Origin of the sequence: Rhizobium sp. 862_C5_N1_2 (assembly GCF_051811205.1) — a bacterium.
Classification (GTDB): domain Bacteria; phylum Pseudomonadota; class Alphaproteobacteria; order Rhizobiales; family Rhizobiaceae; genus Rhizobium; species Rhizobium leguminosarum.
In genome coordinates this window covers 4,192,452-4,208,610 of the sequence record NZ_JBPWPT010000001.1, presented here as the reverse complement: position 1 = coordinate 4,208,610, position 16,159 = coordinate 4,192,452, and the positions used below count along the sequence as shown (strand labels likewise).

Below are 16,159 nucleotides of genomic sequence, written 5' to 3'. Positions count from 1 at the left end.
GACAATACGATGATTTCTGCCGTGGAATTTCAAGGGGTCAGCAAGCGCTTCGGCGAAACGGTCGCCCTCGGTAATATCTCCTTCTCGGTGAACCCAGGTGAAACAATCGCACTGCTTGGACCGAGCGGCTGCGGCAAGACCACCATTCTTCGGCTCATTGCCGGATTCGAGCGGCCCGACAAAGGCTCGATCCTGATCGACGGCGAGCCGATGGCCGGATTGAAACCCTATGAGCGCAATGTCGGGCTGCTGTTCCAGCACTACGCTCTTTTCCCGCATATGACCGTCGAACAGAACATCGGCTACGGGCTTCGCCATCGCAACCATCCGCCGGGGCAAATACCTCGCCGCATCGCCGAGATGCTTGAGCTCGTCCGGCTCGTCGGATTCGGACAGCGGCGGCCGCACCAGTTGAGCGGCGGCCAGCAGCAGCGTGTTGCGCTTGCGCGGGCGCTCGCCACCCATCCGAGCCTTGTTCTTCTGGATGAGCCCCTGTCGGCCCTCGACGCCAAACTTCGCCATGAGCTGCGCACCGAATTGAAGGATGTGCTCGCCGCGGTCGGCTCGACCGCAATCGTGGTAACCCACGACCAGGAGGAGGCGATGAGCCTGGGAGAGCGCATATTCGTGATGAACCGTGGAGCCATCATGCAATCCGGCAGGCCGGATGATGTGTATTGGCGTCCAGACTCGCATTTCGTCGCGGATTTCATGGGGCGGACGAATTGGATTCATGGCTCGATTTCGGCCGCGGGCGGAACGGCCGGCAAATTTCGCTCCGAATCCGGCTGGGAGTTTCCGGTTGCGTCCACGGGAAGCCTTTCAGGTGCCGCCGAGATTTGCGTGAGGCCGGAAAGCGTCGAGATATCGTCCGGCGCTCCGGGTGCCGGGGCCATGCCCGGACGCGTTGCCGACGTTGTGACACTCGGTGCCTTCAGGCATATCGTTCTGGACCTCGTCAGTGGCGATCGCTTAATCTCGGCTTGCCCGAACCGTCCAGACATAGCCTTTGCTCGCGGGCAGGAGATCAGCGTTTCCATTCCGCCCGAGGCATGCGTTCTGTTCGCGCGATAAGCTGGCATTCCCGACTAAGTGTCACCAGTTGTCGGAAGGACATGGTTCGTCCAATATCCGCTTATAGGCGGAGAGGCCCTCAGCACTCGAGCGCCCCAAACTTTGGAATGCGCTTCTGATGCTTGATCTTGATTCCTATCTGCTTCGTGCATTTCTGACCGTCGCGGAGATCGGCACCGTCAATGGAGCAGCCGTCAAGCTGAACAGAACGCAGGCCGCCGTGAGCATGCAGATCCGCAAGCTGGAGGAGCTTGTCGGCGTTACGCTGTTTTCGCGTTCGTCAAAAGGCCTCGAGCTCACGAGCCATGGGCAGATCATGCTGGCTTATGCCCGCGAAATGGTCGCCCTCAGCGACGAGGTCGAGAAAAGGCTGACAGGCAAGATGATCGAGGACCGCATTCGCCTCGGCGTCGTTGAGGACTTCGCAGCCGGCCACCTGATCGACATTCTTAGTGACTTTAGGGCGCAGAACCCGAAGGTCGATATCGACATCATTGTCGAGCCGAATCGCCGCCTCGCCAACCTGTTTGAAGACGGGAAGCTGGATCTCGTGGTTTGCGACATCACCTGCCTCGCGCGAAAACCGACCCTGATCTGGACCGAATATTTGATGTGGACGGTCAGATCCGACTTTGTGGCGGATGCGGAAAAGCCGCTTCCCATCATTATGTTCGAGGAGGAGTGTCCCTGGACGCTGCCGACGCTTGCCGCTCTGTCCCAGCGGAACGTCAAGTGGAAGACGGCGTGCGTTGCATCGACGCTGGTGGCCATGGCGACCGCGGTTCGCGTCGGTATCGGTATCGCGCCAATGATGCTCAACACGAAACCCGAGGGCTGCCGGACGCTTGACAGATCGGCGGACCTGCCCGGTCCGGTGCGCATTGAAATCGGTCTGTATGCTCAATCCGAGACGGCCGAAGGCGCGCGCTATCTTGTAGACTTCATTTCGCGGCATACGGCCATATTGTCGAGCTAGAGCCTTTCTTGGTCAGCTTGCAGCATTTTGACCGGGAATGGCTCTGGGAGCGTTCAGCTTCCATTATATCGGGTCAATTTAATTCCCCCTACCGAAGTGGCGAGCGAAGCCCCACAGTGATCGAATGAAGGGTCGACGGCCCAATCTCAAGCATTCATGGAAGTCTGCGAATACGATGATGGGGCAAGCCAAAGTTGACGAAACTCTTCTCGCAGATGCCGCCTATCTGCCCGGCCAGGTCGCAAACCTCACGAGGGGAGCGAGCGTGACGGCGCAAACCAACGAAATACTGGAGCGCATCAATGACATGCTGCTGCGCGAAGGTACCGACAAGTCAGAGATCATTCTCGTCAACATTTGGCTCAGCGACCTTGCCTCATTCGAGGAAATGAACAGAGCCTGGGATGCTTGGATCCCGGATAGCGGAACGCCACGGCGGGCAACGTTTGAGGACAAGAATCTCCCGCCGATGTGCGCCATCCGTATTGACGTAGCCGCGTCGCGAAAGAGTGAGGCCGGGCAAATTTGAACCGCCTGTATTCGTCATCTTCACACTCTTGTCAGCAAAGCCGGACCCGGAAGTGCTTGAAGCAGGACGGTCTACATTTCGTCGAAGAGGGCTATGTCTTGCTAGAGCGGTACAGCTTTTAACGGAAGCGCAGGACCGCTCTGGCTTTTGTTTTTACGCAATTCCGGACGGAAAACCGCTTCGCACTTTTCCTGGAATTGCTCTAGGAGCAAAGGTGGCGGATGCTTTGCGACCTTTTGTGATCAACGATGTAACCGGTAAGGTAGGCGAAGAGCGGCCTCGGATTTGCTACAGGATTCCGCACTTTCGGCATCATGCTCTAAGGCCGGATGACGCAGACATTGGCCTCGTAGGCGCAGGGATCGTCTTGCACGGCAATATCGATGACCTTCGCCTTCGGGGCCAGTTGCTCAGGCCGTGCGGGGGGATAGAAGCCATAGCCGTCGCCGCCGACATAGGTTCCGCCATCGGCCTGATAGACGTAGGAAGAGCCGGCATAAGTGTCGCCGCCACCACCACCCTGCGCCTGGGGTACGACGACGATCAGATTGTTGCGGGCGACGCGATTGGTCGCCGGCGATGAAAACTGTTTCAGGAACGGCATCCGTTCTTTGCGGTTCCGGTATCGATAGGCGTTGGCGAAACGGATGCCGCGATCGCGCCAGCCGATACGTTCGCCGAGGAGTAATCCGCCGTGGAAAGCGTGACGATGGCCGGGAAAACGATGATCGTTGCGGCGGTCGCCGGCTACGGCGGGAAGTGCAGCAAGCGCGGACAAGGTAATCAGGGCGACTGCGGACAGACTGCGAAACATGGGTGGCCGGCCTCCGGAATTCCGATCCCTAACAAATCGTTAACGCCAGATTGCGCCAAAAGCCGACGCTTGTCCATTCAGGTCGGACAACCGGCACAAAATTTGAGCGGAAAAGACCAGTTTCTTTAGCCTGCGAACTTCCCGGTAACGCGAATCGATTAAATTAAAAGCAGACAGCGATTGTGCTTGTCGTCGGCGTTCCCGGTGATTAAACGTCGCAATTGATGCAACGCACACAGAGAATTTTGTCATTCGTGTGGTTGACTGAGCATGCTCCGAAATCCGGGAGCGCAGAGAAGCCGCCGCGAGGTTCTGATGGCGAACGTGACAAATAACCGGCCCCTATCGCCGCATCTGCAAATCTACAAGCCTATTCCCACCATGGTCATGTCCATCGTTCACCGCATTACCGGTGGCGCGCTCTATGTCGGCACGGTGCTCGTCGCCTGGTGGCTGATCGCGGCGGCAAGCGGCCAGGGCTCCTATGACTGGGCCAATTGGGTGCTCGGTAGCCTTCTCGGCAAGCTCGTGCTTCTCGGCTATACATGGGCGCTGCTGCACCACATGCTCGGCGGCTTCCGCCACTTCATGTGGGATCTCGGCTATGGCTTCGGGAAAGAGTTCTCGACCAAGCTCGCCATCGCCAACATCATCGGGTCGCTCTGTCTGACCGTGCTGGTCTGGGTGATCGGCTTCCTCATTCGCTTCTGAAGGTCCTCTCATGGATATGCGCACCCCCCTCGGCAAGGTTCGCGGGCTCGGCTCCGCCAAGGAAGGCACGGACCATTTCTGGCGTCAGCGGCTGACGGCCGTCGCCAATGTTCCGCTCATCCTGTTCTTCGTCATCTTCATGCTCGCCTATGCCGGTGCGCCGTATGCGGATGTGGTTCGCGCCTTGTCGAACCCGTTCGTCGCGGTCGTCATGGGGCTGATGGTGATCTCGGGCGTCATCCACATGAAGCTCGGCATGCAGGTCATCATCGAGGATTACGTGCATGGCGAGTTCGGCAAGATCGTTCTCCTGATGCTGAACACGTTCTTTGCGATCCTGATCGCCGGCCTCTGTCTCTTCGCCATTCTGAAAATCGCATTCGTAGGATAAGCTGACATGGCACCGACTTCACCCGCCCAGAATGGCAAGGCCTACAAGTATGTCGACCACTCCTACGACGTGATCGTCGTCGGCGCCGGTGGTGCCGGGCTGCGCGCCACGCTCGGCATGGCCGAGCAGGGTTTCCGCACGGCCTGCATCACCAAGGTCTTCCCGACCCGCTCGCATACGGTCGCGGCCCAGGGCGGTATCGCCGCCTCGCTGCGCAACATGACGCCGGATAGCTGGCAGTGGCACCTCTACGACACCGTCAAGGGTTCCGACTGGCTCGGCGACGTCGACGCCATGCAGTATCTCACCATGGAAGCGCCGAAGGCGGTCTATGAGCTCGAGCATTACGGCGTGCCGTTCTCGCGCAACGAGGAAGGCAAGATCTATCAGCGCCCGTTCGGCGGCCACATGCAGAATTACGGTGAAGGCCCGCCGGTACAGCGCACCTGCGCCGTTGCCGACCGTACCGGCCACGCCATTCTGCATACGCTCTACGGCCAGTCGCTGCGCAACAATGCCGAATTCTTCATCGAGTACTTCGCGCTCGACCTGATCATGTCGGAAGACGGCAGCCGCTGCACCGGCGTCGTCGCCTGGTGCCTCGATGACGGCACGATCCATCGCTTCGCCGCCAAGATGGTGGTGCTGGCGACCGGTGGCTACGGCCGCGCCTATTTCTCGGCAACGTCAGCCCATACCTGCACCGGCGACGGCGGCGGCATGGTGGCGCGTGCCGGCCTGCCGCTGCAGGACATGGAATTCGTCCAGTTTCACCCGACCGGCATCTACGGTTCGGGCTGTCTGATCACCGAAGGCGCCCGCGGCGAAGGCGGTTACCTCGTCAACTCCGAGGGCGAACGCTTCATGGAGCGCTACGCGCCTTCGGCCAAGGACCTTGCCTCGCGCGACGTCGTTTCGCGCTGCATGACACTGGAAATCCGCGAAGGCCGCGGTGTCGGCAAGAACAAGGACCACATCTTCCTGCATCTCGACCACCTCGATCCGGCCGTTCTGCATGAACGCCTGCCGGGGATTTCCGAGAGCGCCAAGATCTTCGCCGGCGTCGACGTCACGCGCGAACCGATCCCGGTTCTGCCGACCGTTCACTACAATATGGGCGGCATTCCGACGAATTATTGGGGCGAAGTGCTGAACGCCGACAGTGCCAATCCGGAACGGATCATCCCAGGCCTGATGGCTGTGGGTGAAGCCGGCTGCGCCTCGGTGCACGGCGCCAACCGTCTCGGCTCCAACTCGCTGATCGACCTCGTGGTCTTCGGCCGCGCTGCTGCGATCCGTGCCGGCGAGGTCATCGACCGCGCAGCGCCGATCCCGCATCTCAATGTCGCAGCCTGCGACAAGATCATGGACCGCTTCGACGGTTTGCGTCATGCCAGCGGCGGCACGCCGACGGCGGAACTGCGCGAGAAGATGCAGCGCGCCATGCAGGAAGACGCCGCCGTCTTCCGCACGCAGGAATCGCTGGAATCGGGCTGCCAGCGCATCTCGGCAATCTGGGGCGAGATGAAGGACATCAAGGTCACCGACCGCTCGATGATCTGGAACTCGGACCTCGTGGAAACGCTTGAGCTGCAGAACCTGATGGCCAACGCCATCACGACGATCTACGGTGCCGAGGCCCGCAAGGAGAGCCGCGGTTCGCATGCACGCGAAGACTTTACCGAGGGTGCATTCGCGGGCCGCGACGATGTCAACTGGCGCAAGCACACACTCGCCTGGGTGAACGAAGCAGGCGATGTGAAACTCGACTACCGGCCGGTCCACACCGAGCTGATCGCCGAAGGCATCGATCCGCACAAGATCGAGCCGAAGGCTCGCGTGTACTGATCTCAAGAGGAACCGGACATGGTTGAACTCGCTCTCCCCAAGAATTCTCAGATGCGCGAAGGCAAGGTCTGGCCGAAGCCGGCGGGTGCCAAGAACACCCGCGAATTCCGCGTCTATCGCTGGAGCCCGGATGACGGTCAGAACCCGTCGATCGACACCTTCTACATCGATGTCGACGATTGCGGGCCGATGGTGCTCGACGGTCTTCTCTACATCAAGAACAAGATCGACCCGACGCTGACGCTGCGCCGCTCCTGTCGCGAGGGCATCTGCGGCTCCTGCGCGATGAACATCGACGGCACCAACACGCTCGCCTGCACCAAGGGTCTCGACGATATCAAAGGTGCGGTGAAGATCTATCCGCTGCCGCATCTGCCCGTCGTCAAGGATCTGGTTCCGGACCTCACCAACTTCTATGCCCAGCATCGTTCGATCGAGCCATGGCTGAAGACAGTGTCGCCGGCGCCGGCCAAGGAATGGAAGCAGAGCCATGAGGACCGGCAGAAGCTGGACGGCCTCTATGAGTGCATCCTCTGCGCCTGCTGCTCGACCTCCTGTCCGAGCTACTGGTGGAACGGCGACCGCTATCTCGGTCCGGCCGTTCTGCTGCAGGCCTATCGCTGGCTGATCGATTCCAGAGACGAGGCGACCGGCGAGCGCCTCGACAATCTCGAGGATCCATTCCGCCTCTATCGCTGCCACACGATCATGAACTGCGCGCAGACCTGCCCGAAGGGCCTCAACCCGGCCAAGGCGATCGCCGAAATCAAGAAGATGATGGTCGAGCGCCGGGTTTGATCAGCGTGCATGCCGATGGCGGAATCGACGGCTTCGATCCCGAAGCCGTCATCTATATCAGGTCGGCTCGGTGCAATCCTTCTGCAGGATGCACCGGAGCGCTATTCCGAGACATTGCGCGAGTTCGACAGCGATCCTGACAGAGATGAACGCGCGCAACACCTTGCTGACAAATTCTATGTGCAGGAAGTTTTGCAGCGGGACAGTTGAACTGTATCGTTTTTCGGTTAGTTGTTGTCACGGGCAATTTATGCAGCACGACTTGATTAACCAAATCGAATTACGATAATCGGACTTGTCTCACGCCCGTTTCTCTACGGCGATAGCCGAATTCAGGAGTATGATGATGCAGTTGCGATATGCGATGACAGGTCTGGTGGTGGTTCTGTCGCTAGCCGGTTGTCAGCGTACGGCATATGATTACAGCTCCAACGCCAGTGCCGGGCCGGCGCCGTTGACGGCGCAGCCGGTTCCCTCGGTGCAGGGTGGGCAGCTTCCACCGCCGACCGGCAGTTCGCAGTTTCCGGCCGCGCCGACGACGACGGCGCCGATGCCGGGCGCTCAGCCTGGCGCAATGGCGGCAAATGCGCTCGATATCACCAAGGAATCGATGGTCGGAAGCTGGCGTGTCAACGGCAGTTGCGACATGTTCCTGACGCTCACCAATCTCGGCAGCGGTTCGCGCGGCGGAACGCGTGGCTGCGTCGGCGAGCTGACGGCGATGGGCTCCTGGGAGGTCGCCGGCAAGCAGGTGCTGCTCAAGGACCGCTCGGGCAACCAGCTCGGCAGCGTCTACAAGACGGCCGACAACCGCTTTGAGGGACAGACGAGCACGGGCCAGTCGATCAGCCTCAGCCGCTAAATGTTCCAGCAGGTCTCCTGCGATGACTGACAGGCGGATATGCCCTCATGCAACCAATGCCGGATTATGCGCTCAGCGTCTGCGAACAGCTTAAAGCGCTGACCGCATCGGGCGCGCTTCAGGTCGATTCGGCTCAGTTGGACGTGGCAAAGAGCCTCGATCGGGTGCTTGCCGGGCTGAAGCAGCGGCGGCCGGCGGCAAAATCGAGTGCGCTTGGCTGGCTGTTTGCCGCCAAGAAGAAGTCCGCCGACGGCATCAAGGGGCTTTACATCCACGGCAGCGTCGGGCGCGGCAAGACCATGCTGATGGACATGTTCTTCGCAATGGCGCCGTGCAGGAAGAAACGGCGGGCGCATTTCCACGAATTCATGGCGGATGTGCACAACCGCATCGCGGCACACCGGCTCAAGCTCAAGAACGGCGAGACAAAGCAGGCCGATCCGATGCCGCCGGTCGCCGCAGCGCTTTACGACGAAGCCGAGCTTCTCTGCTTCGACGAGTTCACGGTCACCGACATCGCCGATGCGATGATCCTGTCGCGGCTGTTCTCCGAGCTTTTCGCGCGCGGATGCGCGCTGGTCGCGACCTCGAACGTCGAGCCCGACAATCTCTACACGGATGGTCTCAATCGCGGCCTCTTCCTGCCGTTCGTCGCCTTGCTCAAGCAGCATGTCGATGTCGTCACCCTGGATTCGCCGACCGACTACCGGATGGAGAAGCTGAGCAGTCAGCCGGTCTATCTGGTGCCGATCAACGAGCATAACGACATGGCGATGGACGCGTCCTGGACACAGGCGCTGCATGGGCGCAAGGCGCAGCCGCTGGATATTCCGATGAAGGGGCGCCACATCCATGTGCCGCTCGCCGTCGACCGCATGGCGCGGTTCTCTTTCGCCGATCTTTGCGACAAACCGCTCGGGGCGGTCGACTTCCTGGCCATCGCCGAACGCTTCGATACGGTCTTCCTCGATCACATTCCGTTGCTCGGGCCGGAAAAGCGGAACCAGATCAAACGGTTCATCATTCTGGTCGATACGTTCTACGATCATGCCGTGCGACTTTACATTTCCGCGGCGGCCATGCCGGAGGAACTGCTATTGCAGCGCCGGGGCACCGAGGGCTTCGAATTCGACCGCACGGCATCGCGCTTGTTCGAGATGCGCAGTGCGGAATATCTTGCACTGCACCATGAGAAACGCGCCGCAGAGTAACAATTCGGTGACAGAATGTCTTACGTTTACGTAAGAATTTTTGTATCTAAACGATTGAAAACGCTGCATCAAAAATAATGAATTGCCATTTTTTGGCTTTGGGTCTATGCGATTGCGTCATTGGGCGGTGCCTTGCGCGTCCGTTCGACGAATTTGATCGCAAAGGAAACAGCGAAAATGGCGCGTAACAAGATCGCACTCATTGGTTCTGGCATGATTGGTGGCACGCTGGCGCACCTCGCCGGCCTGAAGGAACTGGGCGACATCGTTCTCTTCGACATCGCGGACGGCATTCCCCAGGGCAAAGGTCTCGATATCTCCCAGTCGTCGCCGGTCGAAGGCTTCGACGTCAATCTGACCGGTGCCAGCGACTATTCCGCGATCGAAGGCGCTGACGTGTGCATCGTCACCGCAGGCGTCGCCCGCAAGCCCGGCATGAGCCGCGACGATCTTCTCGGCATCAACCTCAAGGTCATGGAGCAGGTTGGCGCCGGCATCAAGAAGTATGCGCCGAACGCCTTCGTGATCTGCATCACCAACCCGCTCGACGCCATGGTCTGGGCGCTGCAGAAGTTTTCCGGCCTTCCGGCCAACAAGGTCGTCGGCATGGCCGGCGTTCTCGACTCCTCGCGCTTCCGCCTCTTCCTCGCCAAGGAATTCAACGTGTCCGTCCAGGACGTCACGGCCTTCGTTCTCGGCGGCCACGGCGACACGATGGTACCGCTCGCCCGCTACTCGACGGTCGGCGGCATTCCGCTCACCGATCTCGTCACCATGGGCTGGGTCACCAAGGAGCGCCTCGAAGAGATCATCCAGCGCACCCGTGACGGCGGCGCCGAAATCGTCGGCCTGCTGAAGACCGGCTCGGCCTATTACGCGCCGGCTGCCTCGGCGATCGAGATGGCCGAATCCTACCTCAAGGACAAGAAGCGCGTTCTGCCCTGCGCTGCCCACCTCACCGGTCAGTACGGCGTCAAGGACATGTATGTCGGCGTTCCCACCGTCATCGGCGCCGGCGGCGTCGAACGCATCATCGAGATCGATCTCAACAAGACCGAGAAGGAAGCCTTCGACAAGTCGGTCGGCGCCGTCGCCGGTCTCTGCGAAGCCTGCATCAACATCGCGCCGGCCCTCAAGTAGTCGACGGGCTGAAGTAATCGAAACAGGGATACACCCATGAACATTCATGAATATCAGGCCAAGGCTCTGCTGAAGGGCTATGGCGCGCCGGTTGCCGAAGGTGTGGCTATTCTCAAGGTTGAAGAAGCCGAGGCTGCCGCCAAGTCGCTTCCCGGTCCGCTTTACGTGGTCAAGAGCCAGATCCATGCCGGTGGCCGCGGCAAGGGCAAGTTCAAGGAGCTCGGCCCTGATGCCAAGGGCGGCGTTCGCCTCGCCAAGTCGATCGAGGAAGTCGTTTCCCACGCCAAGGAAATGCTCGGAAACACGCTGGTGACCGCCCAGACCGGCGAAGCCGGCAAGCAGGTCAACCGCCTTTACATCGAAGACGGCGCCGACATCGCCCGCGAACTCTATTGCTCGATCCTTGTCGACCGCTCGGTTGGCCGCGTTGCCTTCGTCGTATCGACCGAAGGCGGCATGGACATCGAGGCCGTCGCCCACGACACGCCCGAGAAGATCCAGACGATCGCCATCGATCCGGAAGCCGGCGTGACGGCTGCCGACGTTGCTGCGATCTCCAAGGCTCTTCAGCTCGACGGCGCTGCCGCCGAGGATGCGAAGTCGCTTTTCCCGGCGCTCTACAAGGCCTTTGGCGAAAAGGACATGGCCCTCCTGGAGGTCAATCCGCTGATCGTCATGAAGGATGGCCACCTGCGCGTCCTCGATGCCAAGATGTCTTTCGACGGCAACGCCCTTTTCCGTCACGATGATGTCAAGACGTTGCGCGACGAGACCGAAGAAGACGCCAAGGAAATCGAGGCCTCGAAGTGGGATCTCGCCTATGTTGCGCTCGACGGCAATATTGGCTGCATGGTCAACGGTGCTGGTCTTGCCATGGCGACGATGGACATCATCAAGCTCTACGGCAAGGAGCCGGCCAACTTCTGCGACGTCGGCGGCGGCGCCGGCAAGGAGAAGGTTGCTGCGGCTTTCAAGATCATTACCGCAGACCCCAAGGTCGAAGGCATTCTCGTCAACATCTTCGGCGGCATCATGAAGTGCGATGTCATTGCCGAGGGCGTGATTGCCGCGGTCAAGGAAGTCGGCCTCAAGGTTCCGCTCGTCGTGCGCCTTGAAGGCACCAATGTCGAGCTCGGCAAGAAGATCCTGAATGAGTCGGGTCTGGCGATCACGGCGGCCGACGACTTGGACGATGCGGCCAAGAAGATCGTCGCGGCGATCAGCGGCTGAGAACGATCATGGCCTTCCAGTCCACGCCCTCCGCTGCTCATTTCCGCCTCAACGCCTTCGCTGGCGTGTGGGAAGGGGACGAGCGTGTCGCGGCGTCGGCGTGGACGAGTGAAGGCAAGGCCAGTGCTGAGTTTTCCGGCGAGGTGTTGTTCGGCGGGTTCTTCCTCGAGCAGCGCTATCGCCAGACGCGCGATGGTGCTGTTTCGTTCGAGGCGCGAAATGTTTTCGGCTTCGATGCTTCGGACCAGACCTACAAACTCTACCAGTTCGACACCGCAGGTTTTGCGCCGCCCGTACCGGCGTCCGGCGAGTGGAACGGCAGTGAGCTTGTGCTGATGAAGACTTCGCCGCGCGGCAGCCAGCGCACCGTATTCACGTTCGAAAATGAAGACTGCTACCGGATGGGCGTCAGCTTTTCGCCTGCAGGCAGCGATACTTGGCAGGAGGTCGTCAGCGGCGTCTATCGTCGCGCGTCCTCCACGTCTTCCAACCTCTCCTAAACAAAGGCCTCGCATGTCCATTCTCGTCAACAAAGACACCAAGGTTCTCGTTCAGGGCCTAACCGGCAAGACCGGCACGTTCCACACCGAACAGGCGCTCGCTTACTACGGCACCCAGATGGTCGGCGGCATCCATCCGAAGAAGGGCGGCGAAACCTGGACCGGGGCAAAGGGCGAAAGCCTGCCGATCTTCGCAACCGTTGCCGAAGGCAAGGAAAAGACCGGCGCCAACGCGACCGTCATCTATGTTCCGCCGGCCGGCGCTGCCGACGCCATCATCGAGGCGATCGACGCCGAGATCCCGTTCATCACCTGCATCACCGAAGGCATCCCGGTCATGGACATGGTGCGGGTCAAGGCTCGCCTCGACCGCTCCAAGTCGCGCCTGCTCGGCCCCAACTGCCCGGGTATCCTGACGCCGGAAGAATGCAAGATTGGCATCATGCCGGGCTCGATCTTCCGCAAGGGTTCGGTCGGTATCGTTTCCCGCTCGGGCACGCTGACCTATGAAGCCGTTTTCCAGACCTCCAACGAAGGTCTGGGTCAGACGACGGCCGTCGGCATTGGCGGCGACCCGGTCAAGGGCACCGAGTTCATCGACGTCCTGGAAATGTTCCTGGCTGACGAAGCCACCCAGTCGATCATCATGATCGGCGAAATCGGTGGTGCGGCTGAAGAAGACGCAGCGCAGTTCCTCAAGGACGAAGCCAAGAAGGGCCGCAAGAAGCCGATGGCTGGCTTTATTGCCGGCCGTACGGCGCCGAAGGGCCGCACCATGGGCCATGCCGGCGCTGTGGTTTCCGGCGGCAAGGGCGATGCGGAATCAAAGATCGCGGCGATGGAATCGGCAGGCATCAAGGTGTCGCCCTCTCCGGCCCGCCTCGGCAAGACGTTGGTTGAAGTCCTCAAGGGCTAAGCCACCTAAATATAGACCGGACGGAGGAACGGCATCTGCGCCTTCCGCCCGGCGTCGACGGCACGAGAACAGCAGATGCGCCGCGGACAGGCGGCAATCGAAATGCGGCAGCCGGCCATCAAGCCGGCAAATTCATCAAAGTCAGGAGGCGGACGGAAGCGTCCGCATATCACCATGGCACGGCAAGAAGCCAACGAGCAGTTTCAGGTCACCTCGTTTCTGGATGGCGCCAACGCTGCCTATATCGAGCAGCTCTACGCGCGGTACGAAGAGGATCCGGCATCGGTCGACGACCAGTGGCGTGCCTTCTTCAAGGCGCTGGAGGAGGATCCCAGCGATGTGAAGAGGGCGGCCAAGGGGGCTTCCTGGCGCAAGAAGAACTGGCCGCTTCAGGCAAGCGGCGATCTGGTGTCGGCTCTCGATGGCGACTGGGGCATCGTCGAGAAGGTCATCGAGACCAAGGTCAAAGCCAAGGCTGAAGCTCAGGGCAAGCCCGCCGACAGCACAGAGGTCCTGCAGGCGACGCGCGATTCCGTGCGCGCCATCATGATGATCCGCGCCTACCGCATGCGCGGCCACCTGCACGCCAAGCTCGACCCGCTCGGCATTGCCGCTCCCGTCGACGACTATCGCGAGCTGTCGGCGGAGAATTACGGCTTCACGGCCGCCGATTACGACCGCAAGATCTTCATCGACAACGTGCTCGGCCTGGAATACGCGACCATCCGCGAGATGATCGAAATCCTCGAGCGCACCTATTGCTCGACGCTCGGCGTCGAATTCATGCATATCTCCAACCCTGAGGAGAAGGCCTGGATCCAGGAGCGCATCGAGGGACCGGACAAGGGTGTGGCCTTTACGCCGGAAGGCAAGAAGGCGATCCTTGCCAAGCTCGTCGAAGCCGAAGGCTACGAGCAGTTCCTCGACGTCAAGTTCAAGGGCACGAAGCGTTTCGGCCTCGACGGCGGCGAATCGCTGATCCCGGCGCTGGAACAGATCCTCAAGCGTGGCGGCCATCTCGGCCTCAAGGAAGCCGTGTTCGGCATGGCCCATCGCGGCCGCCTGAACGTGCTCTCCCAGGTCATGGGCAAGCCGCACCGGGCGATCTTCCACGAGTTCAAGGGCGGCTCGGCCGCTCCCGACGAGGTCGAGGGCTCGGGTGACGTCAAGTACCATCTCGGCGCCTCCTCAGACCGCGAATTCGACGGCAACAAGATCCACGTTTCGCTGACGGCGAACCCCTCGCATCTCGAAATCGTCGATCCCGTCGTCATGGGCAAGGCCCGCGCCAAGCAGGATATGAACGCCACCGTCTGGGACGGCGACATCATCCCGCTTTCCGAACGCGCCAAGGTTCTGCCGCTGCTGATCCATGGCGACGCGGCTTTTGCCGGCCAGGGTGTCATTGCCGAAATCCTCGGCCTTTCCGGCCTGCGCGGCCACCGCGTCGCCGGCACCATGCATGTGATCATCAATAACCAGATCGGCTTCACCACGAACCCGGCCTTCTCGCGCTCGTCGCCCTATCCGTCCGACGTCGCCAAGATGATCGAGGCGCCGATCCTGCACGTCAACGGCGACGATCCGGAAGCAGTCGTTTATGGCGCCAAGATCGCCACCGAATTCCGCATGAAGTTCCACAAGCCTGTTGTGCTCGACCTGTTCTGCTACCGCCGCTACGGCCACAATGAAGGCGACGAACCGTCCTTCACGCAGCCGAAGATGTACAAGGTGATCCGCGCCCACAAGACCGTGCTGCAGCTCTATGCGGCCCGGCTCGTCGCCGAGGGACTGCTCACCGACGGCGAAGTCGAGAAGATGAAGGCCGATTGGCGCGCCCATCTCGAACAGGAGTTCGAGGCCGGCCAGCACTACAAGCCGAACAAGGCCGACTGGCTGGACGGCGAGTGGTCGGGCCTGCGCACGGCCGACAATGCCGACGAGCAGCGCCGCGGCAAGACCGCCGTGCCGATGAAGACGCTGAAGGAGATCGGCCGCAAGCTCTCGGAGATCCCGGCGGGCTTCAATGCGCACCGGACGATCCAGCGCTTCATGGAAAACCGCGCCAACATGATCGCCACCGGCGAGGGTATCGACTGGGCGATGGCCGAAGCGCTCTCCTTCGGTGCGCTCTGCGTCGAAGGCAGCAAGATCCGTCTGTCCGGCCAAGATTGCGAACGCGGCACCTTCTCGCAGCGCCACTCGGTTCTCTATGATCAGGAAACCGAAGAGCGCTACATCCCGCTCGCCAATCTTTCGCCGACGCAGGGGCGCTACGAAGTCATCAATTCGATGCTTTCGGAAGAGGCCGTGCTCGGTTTCGAATACGGCTATTCGCTCGCCCGTCCGAATGCGCTGACGCTCTGGGAAGCGCAGTTCGGCGATTTCGCCAACGGCGCGCAGGTGGTTTTCGACCAGTTCATCTCGTCGGGCGAACGCAAGTGGCTGCGCATGTCGGGCCTCGTCTGCCTGCTGCCGCACGGCTATGAAGGTCAGGGTCCGGAACATTCCTCGGCCCGCCTCGAGCGTTTCCTGCAGCTTTGCGCGGAAGACAACATGCAGGTCGCCAACGTCACGACGCCGGCGAACTACTTCCACATCCTGCGCCGGCAGGTGAAGCGCGACTTCCGCAAGCCGCTGATCCTGATGACGCCGAAGTCGCTGCTGCGCCACAAGCGGGCGGTCTCCACGCTTGCCGAAATGGCCGGTGAATCCGCCTTCCATCGCCTGCTCTGGGACGATGCCGAGGTGATCAAGGACGGCCCGATCAAGCTGCAGAAGGACAACAAGATCCGCCGCGTCGTCATGTGCTCCGGCAAGGTCTATTACGATCTTCTCGAAGAGCGTGAAAAGCGCGGCATCGACGACATCTATCTCTTACGCGTCGAGCAGCTCTATCCGTTCCCGGCAAAGGCGCTCATCAACGAGCTGTCGCGCTTCCGCAATGCCGAGATGGTCTGGTGCCAGGAAGAGCCGAAGAACATGGGCGCCTGGTCGTTCATCGACCCCTTCCTCGAATGGGTGCTCGCCCATATCGACGCGAAATACCAGCGCGTCCGTTATACCGGCCGTCCGGCCGCCGCCTCGCCGGCGACGGGTCTGATGTCCAAGCATCTGTCGCAGCTCGCCGCATTCCTCGAGGATGCATTGGGCGGTTAA

General features: G+C 60.9%; 15 protein-coding genes. 14 read left to right on the top strand and 1 reads right to left on the bottom strand.

The annotated features are described in order from the left end of the window. Positions 1-9 precede the first annotated feature (9 nt). From ACD590_RS20790 to ACD590_RS20780, 3 genes are all read left to right on the top strand, one after another. Positions 10-1,074, top strand: a complete 1,065-nt coding sequence (locus ACD590_RS20790) for an ABC transporter ATP-binding protein (protein ID WP_439003269.1) — start codon at positions 10-12, stop codon at positions 1,072-1,074. A 118-nt stretch (positions 1,075-1,192) separates the two neighbouring features. Then, the gene (locus tag ACD590_RS20785) at positions 1,193-2,050 is read left to right on the top strand and encodes a LysR substrate-binding domain-containing protein (RefSeq protein ID WP_018243897.1); all 858 of its coding nucleotides are present in this window, start codon (positions 1,193-1,195) and stop codon (positions 2,048-2,050) included. 175 nt (positions 2,051-2,225) lie between these two features. Continuing rightward, positions 2,226-2,579, top strand: a complete 354-nt coding sequence (locus tag ACD590_RS20780) for a RidA family protein (protein ID WP_439003268.1) — start codon at positions 2,226-2,228, stop codon at positions 2,577-2,579. Between the two features lie 319 nt (positions 2,580-2,898). On the opposite strand, the gene ACD590_RS20775 is transcribed toward ACD590_RS20780, so the two are convergent. Next, positions 2,899-3,393: a hypothetical protein gene (locus ACD590_RS20775; protein ID WP_439003267.1), complete on the bottom strand. Its 495-nt coding sequence runs from the start codon at positions 3,391-3,393 to the stop codon at positions 2,899-2,901. 315 nt (positions 3,394-3,708) lie between these two features. On the opposite strand from ACD590_RS20775, the gene sdhC reads away from it, so the two are divergent. The 11 genes from sdhC (at position 3,709) to ACD590_RS20720 (ending at position 16,159) form a co-directional block, all read left to right on the top strand. Continuing rightward, positions 3,709-4,104: a succinate dehydrogenase, cytochrome b556 subunit gene (gene sdhC, locus ACD590_RS20770; RefSeq protein WP_018243894.1), complete on the top strand. Its 396-nt coding sequence runs from the start codon at positions 3,709-3,711 to the stop codon at positions 4,102-4,104. 10 nt (positions 4,105-4,114) lie between these two features. Beyond that, positions 4,115-4,495 (top strand): succinate dehydrogenase, hydrophobic membrane anchor protein, encoded by a 381-nt coding sequence (gene sdhD / locus ACD590_RS20765; protein ID WP_018243893.1) that lies wholly within the window; start codon positions 4,115-4,117, stop codon positions 4,493-4,495. A 6-nt stretch (positions 4,496-4,501) separates the two neighbouring features. Next, complete coding sequence (gene sdhA / locus ACD590_RS20760; RefSeq protein ID WP_018243892.1) at positions 4,502-6,343, top strand: succinate dehydrogenase flavoprotein subunit; 1,842 nt, start codon at positions 4,502-4,504, stop codon at positions 6,341-6,343. Positions 6,344-6,361: 18 nt separating this feature from the next. Then, positions 6,362-7,141, top strand: coding sequence for a succinate dehydrogenase iron-sulfur subunit (locus tag ACD590_RS20755; RefSeq protein WP_003567268.1), 780 nt, complete (start codon positions 6,362-6,364; stop codon positions 7,139-7,141). 346 nt (positions 7,142-7,487) lie between these two features. Further along, positions 7,488-8,003: a protease inhibitor Inh/omp19 family protein gene (locus ACD590_RS20750; protein WP_003543526.1), complete on the top strand. Its 516-nt coding sequence runs from the start codon at positions 7,488-7,490 to the stop codon at positions 8,001-8,003. 47 nt (positions 8,004-8,050) lie between these two features. Further along, entirely contained in the window at positions 8,051-9,214 is a 1,164-nt protein-coding gene (gene zapE / locus ACD590_RS20745) for a cell division protein ZapE (RefSeq protein ID WP_247264934.1), read from the top strand. Between the two features lie 177 nt (positions 9,215-9,391). Next, positions 9,392-10,354: a malate dehydrogenase gene (gene mdh / locus ACD590_RS20740; protein WP_018482680.1), complete on the top strand. Its 963-nt coding sequence runs from the start codon at positions 9,392-9,394 to the stop codon at positions 10,352-10,354. A 36-nt stretch (positions 10,355-10,390) separates the two neighbouring features. Further along, positions 10,391-11,584: an ADP-forming succinate--CoA ligase subunit beta gene (gene sucC, locus ACD590_RS20735; RefSeq protein WP_130653209.1), complete on the top strand. Its 1,194-nt coding sequence runs from the start codon at positions 10,391-10,393 to the stop codon at positions 11,582-11,584. Between the two features lie 8 nt (positions 11,585-11,592). Continuing rightward, entirely contained in the window at positions 11,593-12,084 is a 492-nt protein-coding gene (locus ACD590_RS20730; protein ID WP_018448188.1) for a DUF1579 family protein, read from the top strand. A gap of 13 nt (positions 12,085-12,097) precedes the next feature. Next, on the top strand, positions 12,098-13,000 hold the full coding sequence (gene sucD / locus ACD590_RS20725) for a succinate--CoA ligase subunit alpha (RefSeq protein WP_011653811.1): 903 nt from the start codon (positions 12,098-12,100) through the stop codon (positions 12,998-13,000). A gap of 174 nt (positions 13,001-13,174) precedes the next feature. Continuing rightward, entirely contained in the window at positions 13,175-16,159 is a 2,985-nt protein-coding gene (locus ACD590_RS20720) for a 2-oxoglutarate dehydrogenase E1 component (RefSeq protein ID WP_028733520.1), read from the top strand.